This window comes from Vibrio sp. 1151_11, assembly GCF_029478525.1.
Taxonomy (GTDB): domain Bacteria; phylum Pseudomonadota; class Gammaproteobacteria; order Enterobacterales; family Vibrionaceae; genus Vibrio; species Vibrio anguillarum.
In genome coordinates, this window is sequence record NZ_SHMN01000014.1 from 28,333 (window position 1) to 49,423 (window position 21,091).

Sequence of the window (21,091 nt, forward strand, 5' to 3'; positions counted from 1 at the left end):
GCCGCTTGATGTGGCTTTCTTATGTCCCTTTTTTCAAGAGTTTAGTCATCCCAAATCTATGAAGCACATTCGTAACTTTTCGATTATCGCCCACATCGACCATGGTAAGTCGACCCTATCTGACCGTTTGATCCAAGTTTGTGGTGGATTAAGTGATCGTGAAATGGAATCTCAAGTTCTAGACTCTATGGACCTTGAGCGTGAGCGTGGCATCACCATCAAAGCACAGAGTGTGACGCTCGATTACAAAGCAAACGATGGCGAGACATACCAGCTCAACTTTATCGATACTCCTGGACACGTTGACTTTTCTTATGAAGTTTCCCGTTCTTTAGCCGCCTGTGAAGGTGCTCTATTGGTGGTGGATGCTGGTCAAGGCGTTGAAGCGCAAACATTGGCTAACTGTTATACCGCCATTGAAATGGACCTTGAAGTTGTCCCAATCCTAAATAAGATTGATTTGCCAGCCGCAGAGCCTGAACGCGTAGCGGAAGAAATTGAAGATATTGTCGGCATCGATGCTATTGACGCAGTGCGCTGCTCTGCGAAAACAGGCCTTGGCGTGGATGAAGTGCTAGAAAAAATCGTTTCTGGTATTCCGGCTCCTGAGGGCGATCATGCTGCGCCGCTGCAAGCGTTAATCATCGATTCTTGGTTTGATAACTACTTAGGTGTTGTCTCTTTAGTGCGAGTGAAAAATGGTGCGCTGAAGAAAAATGACAAGATTAAAGTGATGAGCACAGGCCAAACTTGGGGTATTGACCGTTTAGGTATTTTTACGCCAAAACAAGTCGACAAAACCATGTTGAACACTGGTGAAGTGGGCTGGGTGGTTTGTGGTATTAAAGACATTCTCGGCGCTCCTGTAGGTGATACTCTGACCAGCGCGAAAGATCCGTGTGAAAAAGCATTGCCAGGCTTTAAAAAAGTGAAACCGCAGGTGTATGCGGGGCTTTTCCCTGTCTCTTCTGATGATTACGAAAACTTTCGTGATGCGTTAGGTAAACTGAGCCTAAACGATGCCTCGTTATTCTATGAGCCAGAAAGTTCGGCCGCCCTTGGTTTTGGTTTCCGTTGTGGTTTCTTGGGTATGCTCCACATGGAGATTATTCAAGAGCGTTTAGAGCGCGAATACGATCTTGACCTTATCACCACTGCGCCAACGGTAGTCTATGAAGTGAAGAAGACCGATGGCACGATGCTTTATGTTGATAGCCCTGCTAAATTGCCTGCGGTGAACGACATTGAAGAGATTCGTGAACCGATTGCGCGTTGTAACATTTTGACCCCTTCTGAATATTTGGGTAACGTCATTATGTTGTGCGTTGAAAAGCGTGGCGTGCAGGTTGATATGGTCTATCACGGTAACCAAGTAGCCTTGACTTATGATGTGCCGATGGCCGAAGTGGTGCTTGATTTCTTTGACCGCTTGAAGTCAACTTCTCGTGGTTATGCATCACTTGATTATGGTTTCCAACGCTTTGAAGCTTCAAGCATGGTCCGTGTGGATATCTTGCTGAATGGTGACAAAGTGGATGCGTTAGCCATCATCACTCACAAAGACAATTCGCAAACGCGCGGTCGTCAAGTGGTTGAGAAAATGAAAGAGTTTATCCCTCGCCAAATGTTTGATATCGCGATTCAAGCGGCGATCGGTAACCACATTATTGCTCGTTCAACCGTGAAGCAGCTGCGTAAAAACGTACTGGCGAAATGTTACGGTGGTGATATTAGCCGTAAGAAAAAACTGCTTAAGAAGCAGAAAGAAGGTAAGAAGCGCATGAAGCAAATTGGTAATGTTGAGTTGCCACAAGAAGCCTTCCTTGCCATTTTGCACGTAGGTAAAGATTAAGCATTGCTTTGTTCTTATGCATGCAGCAGTCACCATTTAAGTGAAAGAGTTTCGGCTCTTTCACTTTCGTATTTTTAGATAAGGGAACTCCATGGCGAATACATTTTCACTCATCTTGGTGATCGTCACATTAGTGACCGGCATAGTTTGGGTGCTGGAGAAGTTGGTGTGGGCGAAAAAACGTCAACAGAAGATGGCCGCTATTGAAGCGCAAACCAACGGCTTGGATGACAAACTCAGCGCCAAAATTTCCGTGCAACCTTGGTGGATTGAAAACAGTGTTTCCATCTTCCCTGTGATTGCTTTTGTGCTGGTGCTACGCTCTTTTGTGTACGAACCTTTTCAGATTCCATCTGGCTCAATGATGCCAACGTTGCTGGTGGGCGACTTCATCTTAGTTGAGAAATACGCTTACGGTTTGAAAGACCCAGTATGGCGTACTCAACTGGTCGAAACTGGTAAACCAGAGCGTGGTGATGTCGTGGTCTTTAAATACCCACCGCAACCAAGCATTGACTACATCAAGCGCGTGGTCGGCATGCCGGGCGACACAGTTCGTTATAGCAGCAACAAAGAGATTTGTATTCAAGCTCAAGGTTCAACAGAATGTAAACAGGTCAAACTGTCCAATGTTGAAGAGAGTGAGTTCAACCAAAATGGCATCCCTTTAATTCAAGTGAATGAAAAGTTAGGTCAGGTTGAACACCAGATTTTGATCAATCCATTGCGTCGTGATCGTGTTGATGCTTATCAGCCACGCCATGGCGTTAATGAATGGGTTGTTCCTCAAGGTCAGTATTTTGTGATGGGTGATAACCGTGACAACAGTGCTGATAGCCGTTACTGGGGCTTTGTTCCAGAAGCAAACTTAGTCGGTAAAGCGGTCGGTATTTGGATAAGTTTTGAGTTTGAACGTGGTGCCGATAGCGTTTTACCTTCGTGGATCCCAACTGGTGTGCGTTTTAACCGCATTGGTGGCATTAACTAGGCTAGCTTTGGCTAGCCATCACTACATCGAGAGAGCATGAATTCTCCAATTAGTAAATTAGAAACTAAACTCGGTTATTCATTTAATGATCCCGAGTTTATTTCCTTAGCACTGACACATCGCAGTGCAAATGGTAAGCACAATGAACGTCTTGAGTTTCTGGGCGATTCAATTTTAAGTTTTGTCATCGCTGATGAGCTGTACCACCGTTTCCCTAAAATTAACGAAGGGGATATGAGTCGTATGCGCGCTACGCTTGTGCGTGGTCACACATTGGCTGAACTGGGCAGAGAATTTTGCCTAGGAGATTACTTAAAATTAGGTCCAGGTGAGTTGAAAAGTGGTGGTTTCCGCCGTGATTCAATCCTTGCTGATGCCGTAGAAGCCATCATTGGTGCGATTTATTTAGACAGCGATACCGAAGTAGTACGACGTATTATTTTGAGCTGGTATCAAGAGCGCCTTGACGCCATTGAGCCGGGCGTATCGCAAAAAGACCCAAAAACTCGCCTACAAGAGTTTCTGCAAGGTAGAAGAAAGCAACTGCCTATCTACACAGTGACTAATATTAAAGGTGAAGCACACAACCAAGAATTTACGGTATCGTGTGATGTAGCAGGAATGGGAACGCCTGTAATTGGTAAAGGCACCAGTCGTCGTAAAGCTGAACAATCGGCGGCTGAAATTGCACTAGAGCAACTGACAAATGGCTGATAACGAATTTGATTTGGATGCGTACTTCGCATCAAACACCAACAGCAATGAAGCAACTCCGGAAAGTGGTGAGCAGCACTGTGGTTTTATCGCCATTGTGGGTCGCCCCAATGTCGGGAAATCAACCCTGCTGAATAACTTACTGGGACAAAAGATATCCATCACATCGCGCAAGCCTCAAACCACTCGTCACCGCATTATGGGTGTCGATACAGAGGGGCCGTACCAAGCGATTTACGTTGATACTCCGGGGTTACACATTGAAGAAAAGCGTGCGATTAACCGCTTGATGAACCGTGCGGCAAGTAGTTCTCTCAGTGATGTTAACTTAGTGCTGTTCTTAGTCGATGGCACTCAGTGGACCGCCGATGATGAAATGGTGCTCAACAAGTTACGCAATGCTAATTTCCCTGTAGTGTTGTGTGTCAATAAAGTCGATAACGTGAAAGATCGTAACGATGTAATGATGCATATGCTAGAGCTATCGAAGAAAATGGAATTTGTTGATGTCGTGCCGATTGCGGCAAAACATGGCAAAAACGTCGATGTATTGCGTAAACATGTGCGTGAGCATTTACCTCAAGCCACGCATCACTTCCCTGAAGAGTATGTGACTGATCGCTCGCAGCGCTTCATGGCTTCCGAGATTGTGCGTGAAAAACTGATGCGCTTTACTGGTGAAGAGCTGCCGTATTCAGTAACCGTTGAAATTGAACGTTTTGACTATAACCCTGAAACCGATGGTTTTCATATTAACGCGTTGATCCTCGTTGAACGCAGCGGCCAGAAAAAAATGGTGATCGGCAAAGGTGGTGAAAAAATCAAAACCATCGGCCGTGAAGCGCGTTTAGATATGGAAGAGCTGTTTGGTCGCAAGGTTTACCTAGAAACTTGGGTGAAAGTTAAATCCGGCTGGGCAGATGATGAACGTGCCCTTCGTAGCCTTGGTTATATTGACGATCTATAACCTCTATTCGAGGTGGGCGAGAACATCGCTCACTTTTGAGTGCTGATATGTCAGACGGTTTACAGCGCTGTTTTGTCCTTCATCGACGTCCTTATAGCGAGTCGAGCCTAATCCTTGATGTGTTTAGCGAGGAGTATGGCCGCGTCACCTTAATGTCCAAAGGCGCACGCAGTAAACGATCGAACTTAAAAGGTGCACTGCAACCTTTTACCCCCTTATTGCTCAAATGGTCAGGCAACGGTTCAATGAAAACCTTGCGCCAAGCTGAACCGATTAGCCTTGGCTTACCGCTCAATGGTATTCATCTCTATTCTGCCATGTACGTCAATGAGCTGATTGGCCGCGTGCTTGCGCAAGAAGTGCCTTGCCCAGGTCTGTTCCATGATTATCTGCATGCACTCACCGAGTTGGCTCAGTGTGAAAATCCAGAACCAGCACTGCGCCGTTTTGAACTCGCGTTGCTAGCTTCAATGGGTTATGGCGTTGATTTCTTGCATTGCGCCGGAACGGGAGAAGCTATCGATCCTCGCATGACTTATCGCTATCGCGAGCAAAAAGGTTTTATCGCTTCTGTTAGGCGCGATAACCTCACGTTTATGGGTGATGAGTTGATTGCCATTAGTGAGCGGCGCTTTGTCAGTAAAGAGCAGCTTCAAGCGGCAAAACGCTTTACACGCATAGCGTTAAAGCCGTATCTTGGCGGCAAACCTTTAAAAAGCAGGGAGCTTTTCCTGCCCATGTCTAGTTTTTCCAGAGTACGGAGTATAGGAAAATGAGCGCAATTTACTTAGGCGTTAATATCGATCACATCGCCACGTTACGAAATGCCCGCGGTACTAAATACCCAGATCCCGTGCATGCTGCTGAAATGGCAGAGCGTGCCGGAGCCGATGGCATTACCATTCACCTACGTGAAGACCGACGCCATATCAAGGATCGCGATGTGCGTATTTTGCGCGAGACGTTGCAAACTCGAATGAACCTCGAGATGGCCGTTACCGACGAAATGATTGATATTGCTCTGCAAACCCAGCCTGAATTTGTGTGTTTAGTGCCTGAAAAGCGTGAAGAACTAACGACGGAAGGTGGGCTGGACGTATTAGGACAGCTTGACAAAGTGAAAGCGGCAACCGAAAAACTGACCGCTGCAGGCATCAAAGTCTCTCTGTTTATTGATGCTGATCGTGAGCAGATTAACGCAGCTAAAACTTGCGGTGCACCGTTTATTGAATTGCATACTGGTCATTACGCCGATGCAACAACCGAAGCGGATCAGCAAGATGAGTTAAAGAAAATTGCGGCGGCTGCGAGTTATGCAAGTGATTTGGGCATTACGGTGAACGCTGGTCACGGTTTGACTTACCACAACGTAGCTGCCATTGCTGCACTGCCTGAAATTTACGAACTCAACATTGGGCACTCGATTATCGGGCGTGCTGTATTTGATGGTTTGGAGAAGTCGGTCGCCGATATGAAAGCCATCATGCAAGCGGCTCGCAAATAAGGTCTACCGATGGCGATTATCGGCTTAGGGACTGATATTGCGGAAATTGAACGCATAGAAAAAGCATTGTCACGCAGTGGCGATGCTTTTGCCGAGCGGGTGCTAACCCAAGATGAATTGGCGGTGTTCCATTCGCTCAAGAAAAAAGGGCGCTATTTAGCGAAACGTTTTGCCGCTAAAGAAGCGGCATCTAAAGCGCTTGGTACGGGTATTGCGCATGGCGTTAGCTTTCAGGATTTTACCGTCACCAACGACGCCAACGGAAAACCCGTGCTAACACTATCAGGTAAGGCTAAGCAGTTGGCTGCCACAGCCGGTGTGAATCACATTCACCTAACCATTTCTGATGAGCGTCATTATGCGGTGGCGACGGTGATTTTAGAGTCTTAATCTGTCAATCTTCTCTGCTTGCTGATAAGCAAACATGGCAACTGCGCGGCAAGCCCCTTTTTTCATTCGGTTAAATTGTCTCTTCGGTTAAATTGCTCATTCGCTTAAATACGGTTTAGCGGTAGCGATCACTTTGTCCATCTCATCTTGTAACTCAAATAATTCCGGTTCGACATCGCTGATGGATTTGCCGGAGCGCAATGCCTGTTCGAGCGCCGCGCACACTTTTTTCAAGCGGGGTACGCCACTGTATGAGCAACTGCCGTGCAGTTTATGAATATGGTGCAGTAGATCTTGAGTAGAGTATTCATCATCTTCCAACGCCATACTGACGACTTGGCTCACCTGTGGAATCGAATCAACTAGCATCTGTAGCAGCTCTTTGGCCAAATCTTCCTTGTTGGCTGATTGTTTGAGTGCATTTTGCCAGTCAATGATAATGGTGTGATTAGGCTGCTCAGCTTCCTGTGACGGAGACGGTATAACTTGTTCTGTGAGTTGTAATTTCTCCAACTGTTTACGGTTGGCGTAGGGGTTCCAGTGTGCTAACACTTGCTGCAAGATGTGCTCTTCAATCGGCTTAGTGAGGTAATCATCCATTCCTTCTTTCAGCAGACGATCGCGCTCTCCGATCATTGCATGAGCCGTTACCGCAATCACGGGCGTTTGGTGATTGAGTACCGTTTTCTTAATTTCCTGGCAAGCGGTGACCCCATCCATCTGTGGCATTTGGATGTCCATCAAAATCATATCAAATTTCTGGCGGCTTGCTTGTTCGACCGCTTCTTGGCCATTCGTGCAAGCAATGACGGTTTCAACACGTTCTTGCAGCAGGGCCATGATCAGTTTGAGGTTGGCAGGGTTATCATCCACCGCCATTACTTTCAGGGGCAGTGTATCGAGTGTGATCGGTAGATCTTGAATGGCAGGCTGTACCGGTTGGTGCGCGATTAACAGTTGCAGCAATTTTTTACGTGACAGTGGCTTGGTAATGCACTGTACTGGATGATGCTGCATTAAATAATCGGATAGTGCGAGCTCGGTACTTGGTGCACCGATAATCACGTTGTCGGCAAGCTGAATAGCCTTTGTGACCCACTGCTCAACCAAATTTAAATCAGTCTCTCTACTTGGGGCTAAATTGAGTAATACATAATCGAAGCGATCCGTCTCTTCTGGCATCACTGCTCGATATGTGACGCTCAACCCTGCCTGCACCAACATTTGCTGGATGATTGAGGCGGCTTGCATATTGGGTTCAACGAGCAACAGCTGTTTATTGCTTAAAATATGTGGGTCAAGCCAGTCGCTCATCGGCATTTCAGTGGTATTGAGACGCAGCGTAAACCAGAAGGTGGAACCTTGGTGAAGGCGGCTGGTTAGGCTAATTTCGCCGCCCATGTGATTGACCAATTTCTGAGTAATAACCAAACCAAGTCCAGTGCCGCCGTAGCGACGAGAAATACTGGCATCGGCTTGGCTAAAGGCTTGGAACAGCTGTGCTTGTTGGCGCTCTGAAATACCAATGCCGGTGTCGCGCACCATAAATTGCAGCTCAACCACATTGTCGCGTTGTGAGCGCAATTCAACACTGATGTCGATGTTGCCACGTTCGGTGAACTTAATCGAGTTACCGACAAGGTTGGTCAACACTTGTTGGATACGAAGTGGGTCACCTACCAAGCCTGCTGGGATTTTTTGATCCACTTTAAGAGTGATTTCCAATCCTTTTTCATGAGCACTGGTCGCTTGGAGGTTAACCACCTCTTCCAAACTTTCTTGAAACTCGAACGGAATATTTTCCAGCGCTAACTTACCGGCTTCTAGCTTGGAGAAATCCAAAATGTCATTGATGATGTTCAATAAGTTATTAGCCGATTTTTCAATGGTTTGTAAGTAATCTGCTTGGCTATTCGTCAACTGGGTTTTGAGCATTTGGCGGGTGAAGCCAATGACACCGTTAAGTGGCGTGCGCAACTCATGGGACATGTTAGCAAGAAATTCTGATTTTATGCGCGCGGCTTCTTGGGCGCGTTTTTTGGCAATGTCCAATTCAACGTTTTGGATTTCCAACTGCTCTAAGGTTTCTCGCAAATCCGAGGTGGCTTGGTCGATACTGTGCTGCATTTCGACGTGATATTCCGATAGCGATACCGCCATCGCGTTGATCCCTTTTTTGAGCGAATCTAACTCACCGTGCATTTTGCCTTCGATCCGCACATCAAGGTGGCCGCGACGAATTCTATCCACCATGTTTTTCATGTGTGAGATAGGGCGAGTCACATCGTGCAGGAGTCGGAATGCGAACATCCCTGATAAACCGAGCCCAAGCGCAAGCACTAAAAAAGCGGAAAATACCTCTTGATACTGTTGTAAACGCAATGAAGAGAGATCCAACTCTATCGCGATATAGCCGAGCGCAGGCGTTGATGTATTGGCATTTATACCTTCGGTTAGACGGTTTTCGGCCAAAATTGGCGTGCGCAGTATTAAAGTGTTCTCGGTGAGATTTGAGCTGCTTAAAATCGGAATGGGCTTATCTTTTGGATAAGTTAAGCTTTCAAAGTTAGGGTGAAAATTCGAGGTGACAAACAGTTCGTGGTTGGCGTCAAACACCGCAATACTACGGACAAATTTAGAGTTCTTTCGATGCGCGTAGCTGATAATGCGGCGTACCGACTCACGGCTTTGGTTTTTTAAGGCGTCTTCACTAGCAATGGCCAAGGGCTCGATGATGCTTGCCCCCGCATTGATCACCTGTTTTTCCAGATCATGGTAGCGATTGAATGAGAAAAAAGCACTGAGCAACAAGCCGATAATTAAGGTTGGAGCTAAGGTTAAAGTAATAACGCGCGCGCGTAAGCCATATCTGGTCATTATTGTCTAAACATCGTGGTGTGGATATGGGAAAATAGCCCGCAATTTGATGAGCAAGCCTGTACGAAAATCGTTTAATTGACGGCTAGCTTAATCAAGTCGAGTAAGTTCGACAATCATCCCCGCACTAAATAGTGACGCTAGGGCAAAAAACATCGATTTAATTTTACTTAGGCACAGAGCATGGCACGTTTTTTCCAACCGAAAAAGAAAGCGCAATTAGAAACAAAACATCAAACGGTATTGATTGAACGTCTTGATCATCAAGGTTCTGGTATCGCTTATCAACACAATAAACTGCTTTTTGTTGATGGCGCGCTGCCCGGTGAGCAAGTGCTGATGCAGCTAACTGAAAGCAAAAGTAAATACTCTCGCAGTCAGTTGATTAAAGTCTTAACGGCCAGTGAACAACGCGTGACGCCATTTTGTCGCCATTACGGTCAATGTGGTGGTTGCGATCTGCAGCATTTAGAGCACAGTGCGCAGGTGGCGCACAAAGAGCAAACACTCTCGCAATTGATGAGTAAATTCGCCGGACAAACGTTGGCATTGAGCCCCGCAATAAGTTGCGCCGATAAAGGCTATCGCCGCCGCGCCCGCATCAGCGTGTTGTGGGACAAAAAGCAGCAACAGCTGCAATTTGGTTTTCGCAAAAAGCAGAGCAAGCAAATCGTTAACGTGACGGACTGCCCAGTGCTAGAACCACAACTCAACACGCTACTTACACCTATCCAAGCGCTGTTAACGCAATTTAAATCTCAGCAAGCGATTGGCCATGTTGAATTGGTGCTGGGTGATCAAGGCGCGGTGATGGTGTTACGCCATCTTCAGCCGCTGCCAAGTGAAGATCACGCGGCGCTGCTGGCGTTTGCTCAGCAGCATCATCTCACTTTGTATGTGATGCCAGAAAGCGATCAGCTCGAACGTCTTCACGGAGAGATGGCAAGCTACTGTGAAACCGGATCAGTTATCGAATTTTTGCCCTCCAACTTTATTCAAGTCAATCGTCAAGTAAACCAAAAAATGGTGGCTCAAGCATTGGAATGGTTAGCCTTGACTGAGGATGACCGAGTGTTGGACCTATTTTGTGGCGTAGGGAACTTTAGTTTGCCGATGGCCCAATACGCTCAATCGGTGGTGGGCATTGAAGGTGTGGATGAGATGGTTGAGCAAGCGACACAAAACGCGCAGCGCAATCAAATCGACAATATCACGTTCTACCAAGCAAATTTGGAACAAGATATGTCAACGCAAGCGTGGGCAAAGCAAAAATTTGCTAAAGTACTACTCGACCCAGCGCGAGCCGGGGCGGCAGGCATTGTCGACCAATTGGCTAAGCTCGGCGCTCAGCGCGTGGTGTACGTTTCTTGTAACCCGGCAACACTGGCAAGAGACAGTCAAAGTTTACTCAGCCAAGGTTATAAGTTGGTAAAACTTGGCATGTTGGATATGTTTCCACACACCAGTCATTTAGAATCGATGGCGCTATTTGTAAAAAGTCGGTAGACAGAGAACTAACTCAGTCGAAGTTAGTCGAATACCACAAACTATAAAACTAGGACGAATCAGATGGTTGCGGTACGAAGCGCACACTTGAATCCAGACGAACAGTTTGAGCTAGATAAATGGATTGCGAGTTTACATCAAGATAAAAGCACAGCTTCTAAACTGACGGACGTATACCGTCAGTGTGAAACGTTATTAGAAGGTCAGGCCAAAGGACCGCTACTGCTGTGGCGCGGCCGTGAAATGATCGAAATCCTGATTACCTTATCGATGGATCGCGCCACTTTAGTCGCGGCTCAGCTCTTTCCTATCGTCAGTAGTGGGCTTTTTGACCGTGAAGTATTAGAAGAGACCTATGGTAAAGGCATAGTGAAGCTGATTGATGGTGTCGAAGAGATGGCGGCACTTGGTCAGTTAAACGTCACCTTGCAAGGCAGTGAAGCTTCAGAGCAGGTGGATAACGTTCGCCGCATGCTGCTTGCGATGGTAGATGATTTTCGTTGCGTGGTGATCAAATTAGCGGAGCGCATTTGTAATTTACGTGAAGTAAAAGATGAACCTGACGAAATTCGCCGTGTAGCGGCTAAAGAGTGCGCCAATATCTATGCTCCTTTAGCAAATCGCTTGGGCATTGGTCAGCTCAAATGGGAAATTGAAGATTACGCATTTCGCTACCAGCAGTCCGATACCTATAAACAAATTGCTAAGCAGCTTTCCGAGCGCCGCATCGTGCGCGAACAATATATTCACGATTTTGTCGAAGATCTGCGCGCCGAGATGAAGCTTTCTCATATCAATGCCGAAGTGAGTGGCCGTCCGAAACACATCTATAGCATCTGGCGCAAAATGCAGAAGAAAGGGTTGGCTTTCGATGAACTGTTTGATGTGCGTGCAGTTCGCATTATTGCTGATCAACTGCAAGACTGTTACGCCGCCTTGGGCGTTGTTCATACCAAATACAAACACCTGCCTAGCGAATTTGATGATTACGTTGCTAATCCGAAACCGAATGGCTATCAATCCATTCATACGGTGATTTTAGGGCCAGAAGGCAAAACCATCGAAATTCAAATTCGTACTAAGCAGATGCATGAAGAGTCTGAACTTGGGGTTGCTGCGCACTGGAAATATAAAGAGGGCGCAACGGTTGCCCGCAGCGGTTACGATGAGAAAATTACTTGGTTGCGTAAGCTTCTTGACTGGCAAGAAGAGATGTCTGATTCGGGTGAGATGATCGACGAGCTGCGTAGCCAGGTGTTTGATGATCGCGTTTACGCCTTTACACCTCGTGGTGATGTGGTTGATTTACCCATGGGAGCCACGCCGCTCGATTTTGCCTACCATATTCACTCTGAAGTGGGGCATCGCTGCATCGGTGCCAAAGTCGCGGGTCGTATTGTTCCATTTACTCATAAATTATCTATGGGTGATCAAGTCGAAATCATCACTCAGAAAGAGCCGAATCCGTCGCGTGATTGGCTAAATCCAGCAACGGGGTTTGTTCATTCAGGCCGTGCGCGCGCCAAGATTAACGCTTGGTTCCGTAAACAAGGCCGCGAGAAAAACCTTGAAGCCGGACGAGAGATCCTCGAGTCAGAATTAGCTAAAATCGGCGCTACGCTAAAAGATGCCGATAAATACGCGCTCAAACGTTTTAACGTCAATACGCCTGATGAGCTGTACGTCGGCATTGGCAGTGGTGATTTGCGAATCAACCAAATCGTCAATCACATCAATGCTTTGGTGAATAAGCCGACCGCTGAGCAAGAAGATCAACAAGCACTGCAAAAATTGCAAGATGCGCAAACTCGTCCAGCTCAGCCACATCGAGCGCACAAAGATGCCGTTGTAGTGGAAGGGGTAGATAACCTCATGACACACCTAGCGCGCTGTTGCCAACCTATCCCGGGTGATGAGATCAAAGGTTACATTACTCAAGGGCGTGGTATTTCAGTCCATCGCAGTGACTGTGAACAGCTAGAAGAGCTGAGCCATCACGCACCTGAACGCATCATTGATACCGTTTGGGGGCGCGGGTTTGTTGGAACCTATATTTTGACTTTGCGCGTTGAAGCGATGGAGCGAGGTGGGTTACTCAAAGACATCACCACCTTGCTTGCGAATGAGAAAGTGAAAGTCATCAGCATGAAAAGTCGTAGCGACTACAAAAGACAGTTGATCATCATGGATTTTGATCTTGAAGTGAGCAACATCGAAGCGCTGTCACGAGTATCAATGCGAGTAGAGCAGATCAAAGATGTCATGTTGGTGAAACGCCTAGGCTAAATTTCATATCACAGTAACACTCTTATTGGCGTGAATCGCAATTAAATCGCGACGCAAGCGCCTTGGGTTTTCAAAGGCGAGTGGCAATGACTGCTCGCTTTTTTATTTTAAATATTGATGTAAGGAGCGGATAAATGAGCCACCCAATCGAACAACTGGAACAGATCATGGCACAGTTGCGTGACCCAAAAACAGGTTGTCCTTGGGATATCAAGCAAACTTTTGACACGGTTGTTCCTTACACAATCGAAGAGACCTATGAAGTGGTGGAAGCGATCCACAACCAAGATTGGCCTAATCTCAAAGAAGAATTAGGTGACTTGCTGTTTCAAGTTATTTTTTATAGTCAAATGGCGAAAGAGCAAGGGTTGTTTGATTTCTCGCAAGTTGTTGAAACGGTGAATGAAAAACTTACGCGCCGCCATCCTCATGTTTTTTCGGGTGCCAAGTTTGAGGATGAAGCGCAAATCAACGCCAATTGGGAAGCTGAAAAAGCCAAAGAAAAGGTACAAGCAGGAAAAAAAGATCAAAGTATTCTAGACTCAATACCACACGCTTTTCCGTCTCTTTTACGTGCTACAAAGATTCAAAAAAAGTGTGCCCAATATGGCTTTGATTGGGATTCTATCGGCCCAGTGGTTGATAAAGTTCAAGAAGAGATCGAAGAAGTCATGGAAGAGGCGTTGCAAATCAACCCTGATCCGGTTCGAGTAGAGGATGAAATGGGCGATCTATTATTTGCCACTGTTAACTTTGCTCGGCACTTAAAAATTGATCCAGAAGTGGCGTTAAATAAAGCAAATCGAAAGTTTTCACGTCGATTTAAAGGCATTGAAATGCTGGTGGCACGTCAGCACAAAACCTTGACCGATTTTTCTCTCGAAGAATTGGATGCGATGTGGAATGAAGTGAAGCGCTTGGAGTCGAAGTAATACCCTGTGTTGGCAATCCACAATAAAACCCACCCATTGAGACAAATTTGACTCATTTGAGTGGTGTGATCAGCCATATCAAGCGGTGCTCTTTGATTTGAAGCAAAAAATAAAAAATGACAGTGTGATAGATTTCACGTTGTAGCGAATAAGGGCTTCTGGTATATTTTTATCCCGTCCAGAAGAAATCCATTTCCCTCATTCAACCAATTTCAGGTTAAACATGACGACAAATTACATTTTTGTTACTGGCGGGGTTGTATCCTCTCTAGGTAAAGGTATTGCGGCAGCATCTCTTGCGGCGATTTTAGAAGCTCGTGGTCTTAAAGTGACTATGATGAAGCTTGACCCTTACATCAACGTTGACCCAGGCACAATGAGCCCAACTCAACATGGTGAAGTGTTTGTCACGGAAGATGGCGCTGAAACTGACCTTGACCTTGGTCACTACGAACGTTTTATTCGTACCAAAATGACCAAGCGCAATAACTTTACTGCTGGTCGTGTTTATGCCGATGTATTGCGTAAAGAGCGCCGCGGTGACTACCTAGGTGCAACGATTCAGGTTATTCCACACATCACTAATGCGATTAAAGATCGCGTTATCGCAGGCTCTGAAGGTCACGATGTCGCTATCGTTGAAGTGGGCGGAACCGTTGGTGATATCGAGTCATTGCCATTTATGGAAGCGATTCGTCAGCTTGCGATTGAAGTGGGCCGTGAACACGCGATGTTTATGCACCTGACTTTAGTTCCTTACCTTGCCGCTGCTGGTGAAGTGAAAACCAAACCGACTCAACATTCAGTTAAAGAGCTGCTTTCTATCGGCATTCAGCCTGATATTTTGGTTTGTCGTAGCGATCGCGTTATCCCAGCGAACGAACGTAAGAAAATTGCTTTGTTCTGTAACGTGCCTGAAAAAGCCGTTATCTCGATGAAAGATGTTGATTCTATCTACAAGATCCCTCAACTGATCAAAGCTCAAGGTTTGGATGATATCGTTTGTAACCGTTTTGCTATTAAAGCACCGGAAGCGGATCTTTCTGAATGGGAACAAGTGATTTACGAAGAGGCTAACCCAACCGCTGAAGTGGTGATCGGGATGGTCGGTAAATACATTGAATTGCCTGATGCTTACAAATCGGTTAACGAAGCACTGAAACACGCAGGTTTGAAAAACCGTTTGAGCGTGAAAATTAAATACATCGATTCTCAAGACGTTGAAACCAAAGGTGCGGAAGTGCTGACTGGTTTGGACGCAATCCTCGTACCTGGCGGTTTTGGTGACCGCGGTATCGAAGGCAAAATTCTTGCTGCGCAATATGCCCGCGAAAACAAAGTTCCTTACCTAGGGATTTGTCTAGGTATGCAAGTGGCGCTGATCGAATACGCACGTAATGTTGCGGGTATGAAAGGTGCGCATTCAACAGAATTTAACAAAGAGACTCAATACCCTGTGGTAGGCTTGATCACTGAATGGGTAGATGACGAAGGTAACGTAGAAGAGCGTACTGAAAAGTCTGATCTTGGTGGTACTATGCGCCTTGGTTCGCAGCTATGCCACTTAGAAAAAGGCACTAAAGCGTATGAGCTTTACGGTAGTGCAACCATTCATGAACGTCATCGTCACCGTTATGAAGTTAATAATAAACTTCGTCCGCAGATCGAAAAAGCCGGCTTGAAAGTATCAGGTCTGTCTGCTGATAAGAAGCTAGTTGAAGTGATTGAGAACCCTGCTCACCCATGGTTTGTAGCAGCTCAGTTCCACCCAGAATTCACGTCAACCCCTCGTGATGGTCACCCACTATTTGCAGGCTTTATTAAAGCGGCAGGTGAGTTCCAACGCGGTGAATCAGAGAAGTAACAAGGATACGGGCAGTTGCAATTGTTGTGCTGCTGCCCTTTATAGTTTTGACATTTAAATTCAACGAGAGGAAACATTAATGTCTAAGATCGTTAAAGTTCTAGGTCGCGAAATCATCGACTCACGTGGTAACCCAACAGTAGAAGCTGAAGTTCACCTAGAAGGCGGTTTCGTAGGTATGGCAGCTGCGCCATCTGGTGCATCTACTGGTTCTCGCGAAGCTCTTGAGCTACGTGACGGTGACAAATCACGTTTCCTAGGTAAAGGTGTTCTTAAAGCGATTGCAGCTGTAAACGGCCCAATTGCTGATGCTCTAGTTGGTAAAGATGCTAAAGATCAAGCAGCTATCGACCAAGTGATGATCGACCTTGATGGTACTGAAAACAAATCTAACTTCGGTGCGAACGCAATCCTAGCGGTTTCTCTAGCGAACGCAAAAGCGGCTGCGGCTGCGAAAGGCATGCCTCTATACGAGCACATTGCTGAGCTAAACGGTACTGCTGGCCAATTCTCTATGCCTCTACCAATGATGAACATCATCAACGGTGGCGAGCACGCAGATAACAACGTAGACATCCAAGAGTTCATGATCCAACCTGTTGGCGCAAAAACTCTTAAAGAAGCAGTACGTATGGGTGCAGAAGTATTCCATAACCTAGCTAAAGTTCTGAAGTCTAAAGGCTACAACACTGCTGTTGGTGACGAAGGTGGTTTCGCTCCTAACCTAAAATCTAACGCTGAAGCGCTAGAAGTTATTGCAGAAGCGGTTGCAGCGGCTGGCTACGTGCTAGGCAAAGACATCACTCTAGCGATGGACTGTGCAGCATCTGAGTTCTTCGACAAAGACGCTGGCATCTACAACATGAAAGGTGAAGGCAAAACGTTCACTTCAGAAGAGTTCAACCACTACCTAGCGGGCCTTGTTGAGCAATTCCCAATCGTTTCTATCGAAGACGGTTTGGACGAGTCTGATTGGACTGGTTTCAAACACCAAACTGAACTTCTAGGCGACAAAATTCAGCTAGTGGGTGACGATCTATTCGTTACTAACACTAAGATCCTTAAAGAAGGTATTGAGAAAGGTATCGTTAACTCAATCCTTATCAAGTTCAACCAAATCGGTTCTCTAACTGAGACTCTAGCTGCAATTAAGATGGCTAAAGATGCTGGTTACACAGCGGTAATCTCTCACCGTTCTGGCGAAACTGAAGATGCAACTATCGCTGATCTAGCGGTAGGTACAGCTGCAGGTCAAATCAAAACGGGTTCTATGAGCCGTTCTGACCGTGTTGCTAAGTACAACCAACTAATCCGTATTGAAGAAGCGCTAGCTGGTCGTGCTCCTTTCAACGGTCTTAAAGAAGTGAAAGGCCAAGCTTAATCCCACGGGGTACAGCTTAGCATCATTACTTTAAAGAACGCCCTGCATTGCAGGGCGTTTTGTTTTTTCTGCTATCTCAACTCGCATTTTGAATTGCGAGTTGAGAAGAGAAAGATTTACACCGCGCTAATCGCTGCGATCCGTCGTTTATCCAGTTCTTCTTTGATCGCTTTCCCTTGAAAACCATCACGGATCACCTGTTGTACATCGATACTCAGTGCCGCTTGATAAGCTTTGAGAAAAATATCGCGTTGCGGATAAGGGGTCTCTTCGCAACCTAATCGACCCGCATGATCGGCCTGACAACAAAGTAAAACGTCCAGCAAGCGCTCAGGCTTGCGCCATGCATCAAGTTTATCGAGTATTTTGAGTTTGGTGCTGGGTTTTAATTCTGCCGCTCGATGAATATTGGAGTGCTGCTCGCAGACGAGCAGTGCCAACTCTTTACACTCATTTGGAATACGTACCCGCTCGCACAAGGCTTTAATGATGTTAATTCCTGTGTGACAGTGCATTTTATGGCTGGGCCATTCGCTTTTAGGTGTGACTCCTTTTCCTAAGTCATGCACTTGCGCTGCAAAACGAACCGCTATCGATGAAGAGAGCTTCGCCGCTTGCGCTGCAACCATCAAGGTGTGTACTCCGGTATCAATTTCAGGATGCCATTTTTCCGGTTGAGGAACACCAAACAGGCGATCCAGTTCGGGTAATACTACTTTGAGCGCACCGCATTGACGTAAAGCAGAAATGAAAATTTCTGGATGCTGAGTGGCGAGTGATTTCTGCCACTCTTGCCATACGCGCTCGGCGGTTAAGTGTTGCAGCTCACCTGATTGCGTTATCTGTTTCATCAGTGCCATGGTTTCATCGGCAATGGTAAAACCTAAATGCGCAAATTTGGCTGCAAAGCGTGCCACGCGAAGGACGCGCAGAGGATCTTCGATAAAGGCATCAGAAACATGGCGCAGTAGGCGATTGTGCAGATCGCGCTGGCCGCCATAAGGGTCAATAAGCTTACCAGCGTTATCTTGTGCGATGGCGTTAATGGTCAGATCGCGGCGGGCGAGATCCTCTTCCAAAGTCACATCGGGTGCGTAGTAGCAGGCAAAGCCTGTGTAGCCAGCGCCAGTTTTGCGCTCAGTGCGAGCAAGGGCATACTCTTGTTTCGTTTTCGGGTGAAGAAATACGGGAAAATCTTTTCCTACAGGAGTAAAACCAGTGGCCAGCATTTGCTCTGGGCTGCTGCCTACTACAACCCAATCTTTGTCATAGATATCAATATGGAGCAACTGATCGCGTACCGCGCCCCCAACTAAGTATACTTGCACCGGATTACCTTAAATATGCTGAAACGCCATTGGCGATTGATGTTAGTAATGGTACTTTTCATCACAGTGAAATGATAGAGACGAGAGAATGTATAAGGAATTTTTTGGATTTACCGAGCCGCCATTTTCAATTGTACCGAGCTCTCGTTACCTATTTTTGAGCCATCGTCATCGTGAAGCGATGCAACATTTACAAGCAGGGCTGGGTGATGGTGGTGGTTTTGCGCTATTAACTGGCGAAGTGGGGACTGGCAAAACAACCATCGCAAGAGCGATGCTTGCGGCACTCGATGATAGTACTCAGGCGGGGTTTATTTTAAATCCAACTTTTTCGAACATCGAGTTGCTTGAAGCGATTTGTGATGAGTTTGCGCTGTCTTACCCACCTTCAGGGAGTTTAAAAGCGCTTAGCCAAGTAATTTATCATCATTTACTGCATAACCACGCGCAAGGGAAACAGACGCTATTAGTGATAGATGAAGCGCAGCATCTGGCCGCCGATGTACTGGAACAGTTGCGACTACTGACTAACCTTGAAACGGAGAGCCGTAAGTTGCTTAAGGTTTTACTGATTGGTCAGCCTGAGTTACAACAAAAATTGCAATTACCTCAATTACGCCAACTTGCGCAACGTATTACCGGTCGTTATCACTTGCTGCCTCTCAATGTTCAAGAGACAGAGCAGTACATCCACTTTCGTTTAGCGTTAGCCGGCGGTCACAAGGGCGGTCACAAGGGCGGTCACAAGGATTGGTTTGATCAGAAAAGTATCAAATGGATAGCAGAACAGACCCACGGTATTCCGCGTTTAATTAACTTAGTGTGCGATGCGAGTTTCAAGTTAGCCTATCAGCAGGGCGTGAAAGCGCTCTCATTTGAATTAGTGCGTACCGCGGGTCAAGAGGTCATGAATTTTCAGTCTTCGGTCTATCAGTCGCCTCATGCTCGCCTCGTACCGTCTTCAATATCGTATCGCTCTCCTCTCATTGCGGGCTTAATGTTAGCTGTGTTCATTGCGTGGTTTAGCCCGCCATGGATTGATCGCATGATGCGCTTTGCGTTGCCTTCCCCTGAATTACCTAAACCGATCACTCAAGTGGTGATCAGTGCTCAATTGGAACAAGATCTAGAACGCTCGAAGGCATTGGAAGCGGCCATTAGCGATCTTTATAAAGTGTGGGGTTACAGCGCATCTTTGGCCGATAGTTTTTGTGATGCTCAAGCACAAGGACGCTTTCAATGTCAGCGTATGCAGGGTGATTTCAACCAATTAAAGCAGTTAAATTTGCCAGTGGTGCTCACTTTAGCTGCGGAGCAAACACAAGCTTATGCGGTGCTGTACCAGATCAATGCTGAGCAGGTGCAATTGTTAATGTCAGGAAAGCATGTGCAAATTAACCAAAGTCAGCTCAATGACGTATGGACAGGAGAATATCACTACATTTGGCAGCACGATTTACTCCGAACGTTGAAACAGGGCATGCAAGGAGATGATGTTGAACTGCTTGACCAAAAATTGTCTCAGTTACTTGGAGAGCAAGCTACAGGGCATCAACAATTTGATGGTGAGGTAAAGCGCAAAGTAGCTTTTTTCCAACGCTGGCAAAAAATGGACAGCGATGGTATTGCTGGGGCTCGCACTATAAGTCGGCTTGAGCTATTGACTCAACACAACGCACCTCGCCTTCTCATTACTAAGGAGCAAGGATAATGTCGCAAGTGCTTAAAGCATTAGAGCAATCAGAGCTTAGCCACCAGAGCAAAAGCTTACCTCACTCTTCTCATGTGGCAGTATTTAATCAATCCTTGCCATCTTCATGGTGCTCGAAATCATCACTTACCGCGTTGTTTGCTCCATCGCTGCTTTGTTGCGGTTATCTTGTTTATCATTCATATCAAGCGCGAATCGATGAGCTAGAACAATTGAAGCGCAATGCGACACAAGTTGTGCAACAAGAGGGGGCTTACCAAGTTCTGGAATACCCTGACTTTGGTGAGTTACAAACCAATACACCACGAGTGAAAACTCTTGCAGAGACAAGCTCTACGCCGCCATTTACTCCTTTACATGGTACCCAGTTGACGACTCGTGAGCCGCGAGATAAAAACGCAGATCAGGAGTTTGGCCTTAATGATCTCGACTTAAGTCAATTATCCCCGGAATTGGTACAACGAGTTGAGTTGGCGATTCAAGGCAAAGATCAAGTCGTACTGGTAGGAGACACATCAAAAGGTCATCTTCTGCTCACAGAACATCTTGATACCTTTTCAGGACGTATCCCAGCGCTGAATTTCCAGACTCACGTTTATTCAAGTCGCACAGATAAACGATGGGTAAAAATTAATGGCGTAGAGCGAAAGGTAGGCGATGATGTGGTGAATGGCGTGCAATTAGTCGAGATCAATCCGCAATCAACCTTGATACGTTTCGATGGTGAATTGATTGAAATCCCAGCTCTTTATGATTGGAAAGGATAAAAAAACGGTCACCTTTCTCTGGTG

16 protein-coding genes are annotated in these 21,091 nt (G+C 46.3%); 14 read left to right on the top strand and 2 right to left on the bottom strand.

The features are described from left to right. Nucleotides 1-58: 58 nt before the first annotated feature. The 7 genes from lepA (at nt 59) to acpS (ending at nt 6,415) form a co-directional block, all read left to right on the top strand. Nucleotides 59-1,852, top strand: coding sequence for a translation elongation factor 4 (gene lepA, locus EXZ60_RS11485; protein WP_277435736.1), 1,794 nt, complete (start codon nt 59-61; stop codon nt 1,850-1,852). A gap of 91 nt (nt 1,853-1,943) precedes the next feature. Further along, nucleotides 1,944-2,840, top strand: a complete 897-nt coding sequence (lepB, locus tag EXZ60_RS11490) for a signal peptidase I (protein ID WP_277435726.1) — start codon at nt 1,944-1,946, stop codon at nt 2,838-2,840. 36 nt (nt 2,841-2,876) lie between these two features. Continuing rightward, nucleotides 2,877-3,554, top strand: a complete 678-nt coding sequence (gene rnc, locus EXZ60_RS11495; RefSeq protein ID WP_010319803.1) for a ribonuclease III — start codon at nt 2,877-2,879, stop codon at nt 3,552-3,554. After that, on the top strand, nt 3,547-4,521 hold the full coding sequence (gene era, locus EXZ60_RS11500; protein WP_010319802.1) for a GTPase Era: 975 nt from the start codon (nt 3,547-3,549) through the stop codon (nt 4,519-4,521). Before rnc ends, era begins: the two co-directional genes overlap by 8 nt. Before the next feature lie 47 nt (nt 4,522-4,568). After that, the gene (gene recO / locus EXZ60_RS11505) at nt 4,569-5,297 is read left to right on the top strand and encodes a DNA repair protein RecO (RefSeq protein WP_277435727.1); all 729 of its coding nucleotides are present in this window, start codon (nt 4,569-4,571) and stop codon (nt 5,295-5,297) included. Then, complete coding sequence (gene pdxJ, locus EXZ60_RS11510) at nt 5,294-6,025, top strand: pyridoxine 5'-phosphate synthase (RefSeq protein WP_013856034.1); 732 nt, start codon at nt 5,294-5,296, stop codon at nt 6,023-6,025. Before recO ends, pdxJ begins: the two co-directional genes overlap by 4 nt. Before the next feature lie 9 nt (nt 6,026-6,034). Then, complete coding sequence (acpS, locus tag EXZ60_RS11515; RefSeq protein WP_017042685.1) at nt 6,035-6,415, top strand: holo-ACP synthase; 381 nt, start codon at nt 6,035-6,037, stop codon at nt 6,413-6,415. A 96-nt stretch (nt 6,416-6,511) separates the two neighbouring features. Here the strand turns inward: acpS and barA are convergent, their stop codons facing one another. Next, nucleotides 6,512-9,292, bottom strand: coding sequence for a two-component sensor histidine kinase BarA (gene barA / locus EXZ60_RS11520; RefSeq protein ID WP_277435728.1), 2,781 nt, complete (start codon nt 9,290-9,292; stop codon nt 6,512-6,514). Nucleotides 9,293-9,475: 183 nt separating this feature from the next. On the opposite strand from barA, the gene rlmD reads away from it, so the two are divergent. The 5 genes from rlmD (at nt 9,476) to eno (ending at nt 17,261) form a co-directional block, all read left to right on the top strand. Continuing rightward, the gene (rlmD, locus tag EXZ60_RS11525) at nt 9,476-10,798 is read left to right on the top strand and encodes a 23S rRNA (uracil(1939)-C(5))-methyltransferase RlmD (RefSeq protein WP_277435729.1); all 1,323 of its coding nucleotides are present in this window, start codon (nt 9,476-9,478) and stop codon (nt 10,796-10,798) included. 63 nt (nt 10,799-10,861) lie between these two features. Beyond that, nucleotides 10,862-13,084, top strand: coding sequence for a GTP diphosphokinase (gene relA, locus EXZ60_RS11530; protein WP_010319794.1), 2,223 nt, complete (start codon nt 10,862-10,864; stop codon nt 13,082-13,084). Between the two features lie 134 nt (nt 13,085-13,218). After that, complete coding sequence (gene mazG, locus EXZ60_RS11535) at nt 13,219-14,016, top strand: nucleoside triphosphate pyrophosphohydrolase (protein WP_088732852.1); 798 nt, start codon at nt 13,219-13,221, stop codon at nt 14,014-14,016. A 223-nt stretch (nt 14,017-14,239) separates the two neighbouring features. Next, nucleotides 14,240-15,880, top strand: a complete 1,641-nt coding sequence (locus EXZ60_RS11540; RefSeq protein ID WP_277435730.1) for a CTP synthase — start codon at nt 14,240-14,242, stop codon at nt 15,878-15,880. Nucleotides 15,881-15,959: 79 nt separating this feature from the next. Continuing rightward, nucleotides 15,960-17,261 carry a phosphopyruvate hydratase gene (gene eno / locus EXZ60_RS11545; RefSeq protein ID WP_013856041.1) on the top strand — a complete coding sequence of 434 codons (1,302 nt, stop codon included), beginning with the start codon at nt 15,960-15,962 and terminating at the stop codon, nt 17,259-17,261. Nucleotides 17,262-17,377: 116 nt separating this feature from the next. Here the strand turns inward: eno and EXZ60_RS11550 are convergent, their stop codons facing one another. Beyond that, nucleotides 17,378-18,589 (bottom strand): multifunctional CCA addition/repair protein, encoded by a 1,212-nt coding sequence (locus tag EXZ60_RS11550; RefSeq protein ID WP_019283343.1) that lies wholly within the window; start codon nt 18,587-18,589, stop codon nt 17,378-17,380. Nucleotides 18,590-18,677: 88 nt separating this feature from the next. Between EXZ60_RS11550 and EXZ60_RS11555 the strand changes: the two genes are divergently transcribed. Further along, nucleotides 18,678-20,300 carry an ExeA family protein gene (locus EXZ60_RS11555; RefSeq protein ID WP_277435731.1) on the top strand — a complete coding sequence of 541 codons (1,623 nt, stop codon included), beginning with the start codon at nt 18,678-18,680 and terminating at the stop codon, nt 20,298-20,300. After that, the gene (locus tag EXZ60_RS11560) at nt 20,300-21,067 is read left to right on the top strand and encodes a general secretion pathway protein GspB (protein WP_194566182.1); all 768 of its coding nucleotides are present in this window, start codon (nt 20,300-20,302) and stop codon (nt 21,065-21,067) included. Before EXZ60_RS11555 ends, EXZ60_RS11560 begins: the two co-directional genes overlap by 1 nt. The last annotated feature ends 24 nt before the right edge of the window (nt 21,068-21,091 follow it).

Excerpts from the sequence above, each read along its gene's own strand:
- relA (WP_010319794.1), top strand. The coding sequence starts at position 10,862 with ATGGTTGCGGTACGAAGCGCACACTTGAATCCAGACGAACAGTTTGAG.
- recO (WP_277435727.1), top strand. The coding sequence starts at position 4,569 with ATGTCAGACGGTTTACAGCGCTGTTTTGTCCTTCATCGACGTCCTTAT.
- rlmD (WP_277435729.1), top strand. The coding sequence starts at position 9,476 with ATGGCACGTTTTTTCCAACCGAAAAAGAAAGCGCAATTAGAAACAAAA.
- era (WP_010319802.1), top strand. The coding sequence starts at position 3,547 with ATGGCTGATAACGAATTTGATTTGGATGCGTACTTCGCATCAAACACC.
- mazG (WP_088732852.1), top strand. The coding sequence starts at position 13,219 with ATGAGCCACCCAATCGAACAACTGGAACAGATCATGGCACAGTTGCGT.
- pdxJ (WP_013856034.1), top strand. The coding sequence starts at position 5,294 with ATGAGCGCAATTTACTTAGGCGTTAATATCGATCACATCGCCACGTTA.
- lepB (WP_277435726.1), top strand. The coding sequence starts at position 1,944 with ATGGCGAATACATTTTCACTCATCTTGGTGATCGTCACATTAGTGACC.
- EXZ60_RS11560 (WP_194566182.1), top strand. The coding sequence starts at position 20,300 with ATGTCGCAAGTGCTTAAAGCATTAGAGCAATCAGAGCTTAGCCACCAG.
- EXZ60_RS11540 (WP_277435730.1), top strand. The coding sequence starts at position 14,240 with ATGACGACAAATTACATTTTTGTTACTGGCGGGGTTGTATCCTCTCTA.
- rnc (WP_010319803.1), top strand. The coding sequence starts at position 2,877 with ATGAATTCTCCAATTAGTAAATTAGAAACTAAACTCGGTTATTCATTT.
- barA (WP_277435728.1), bottom strand. The coding sequence starts at position 9,292 with ATGACCAGATATGGCTTACGCGCGCGCGTTATTACTTTAACCTTAGCT.
- eno (WP_013856041.1), top strand. The coding sequence starts at position 15,960 with ATGTCTAAGATCGTTAAAGTTCTAGGTCGCGAAATCATCGACTCACGT.
- lepA (WP_277435736.1), top strand. The coding sequence starts at position 59 with ATGAAGCACATTCGTAACTTTTCGATTATCGCCCACATCGACCATGGT.
- acpS (WP_017042685.1), top strand. The coding sequence starts at position 6,035 with ATGGCGATTATCGGCTTAGGGACTGATATTGCGGAAATTGAACGCATA.
- EXZ60_RS11555 (WP_277435731.1), top strand. The coding sequence starts at position 18,678 with ATGTATAAGGAATTTTTTGGATTTACCGAGCCGCCATTTTCAATTGTA.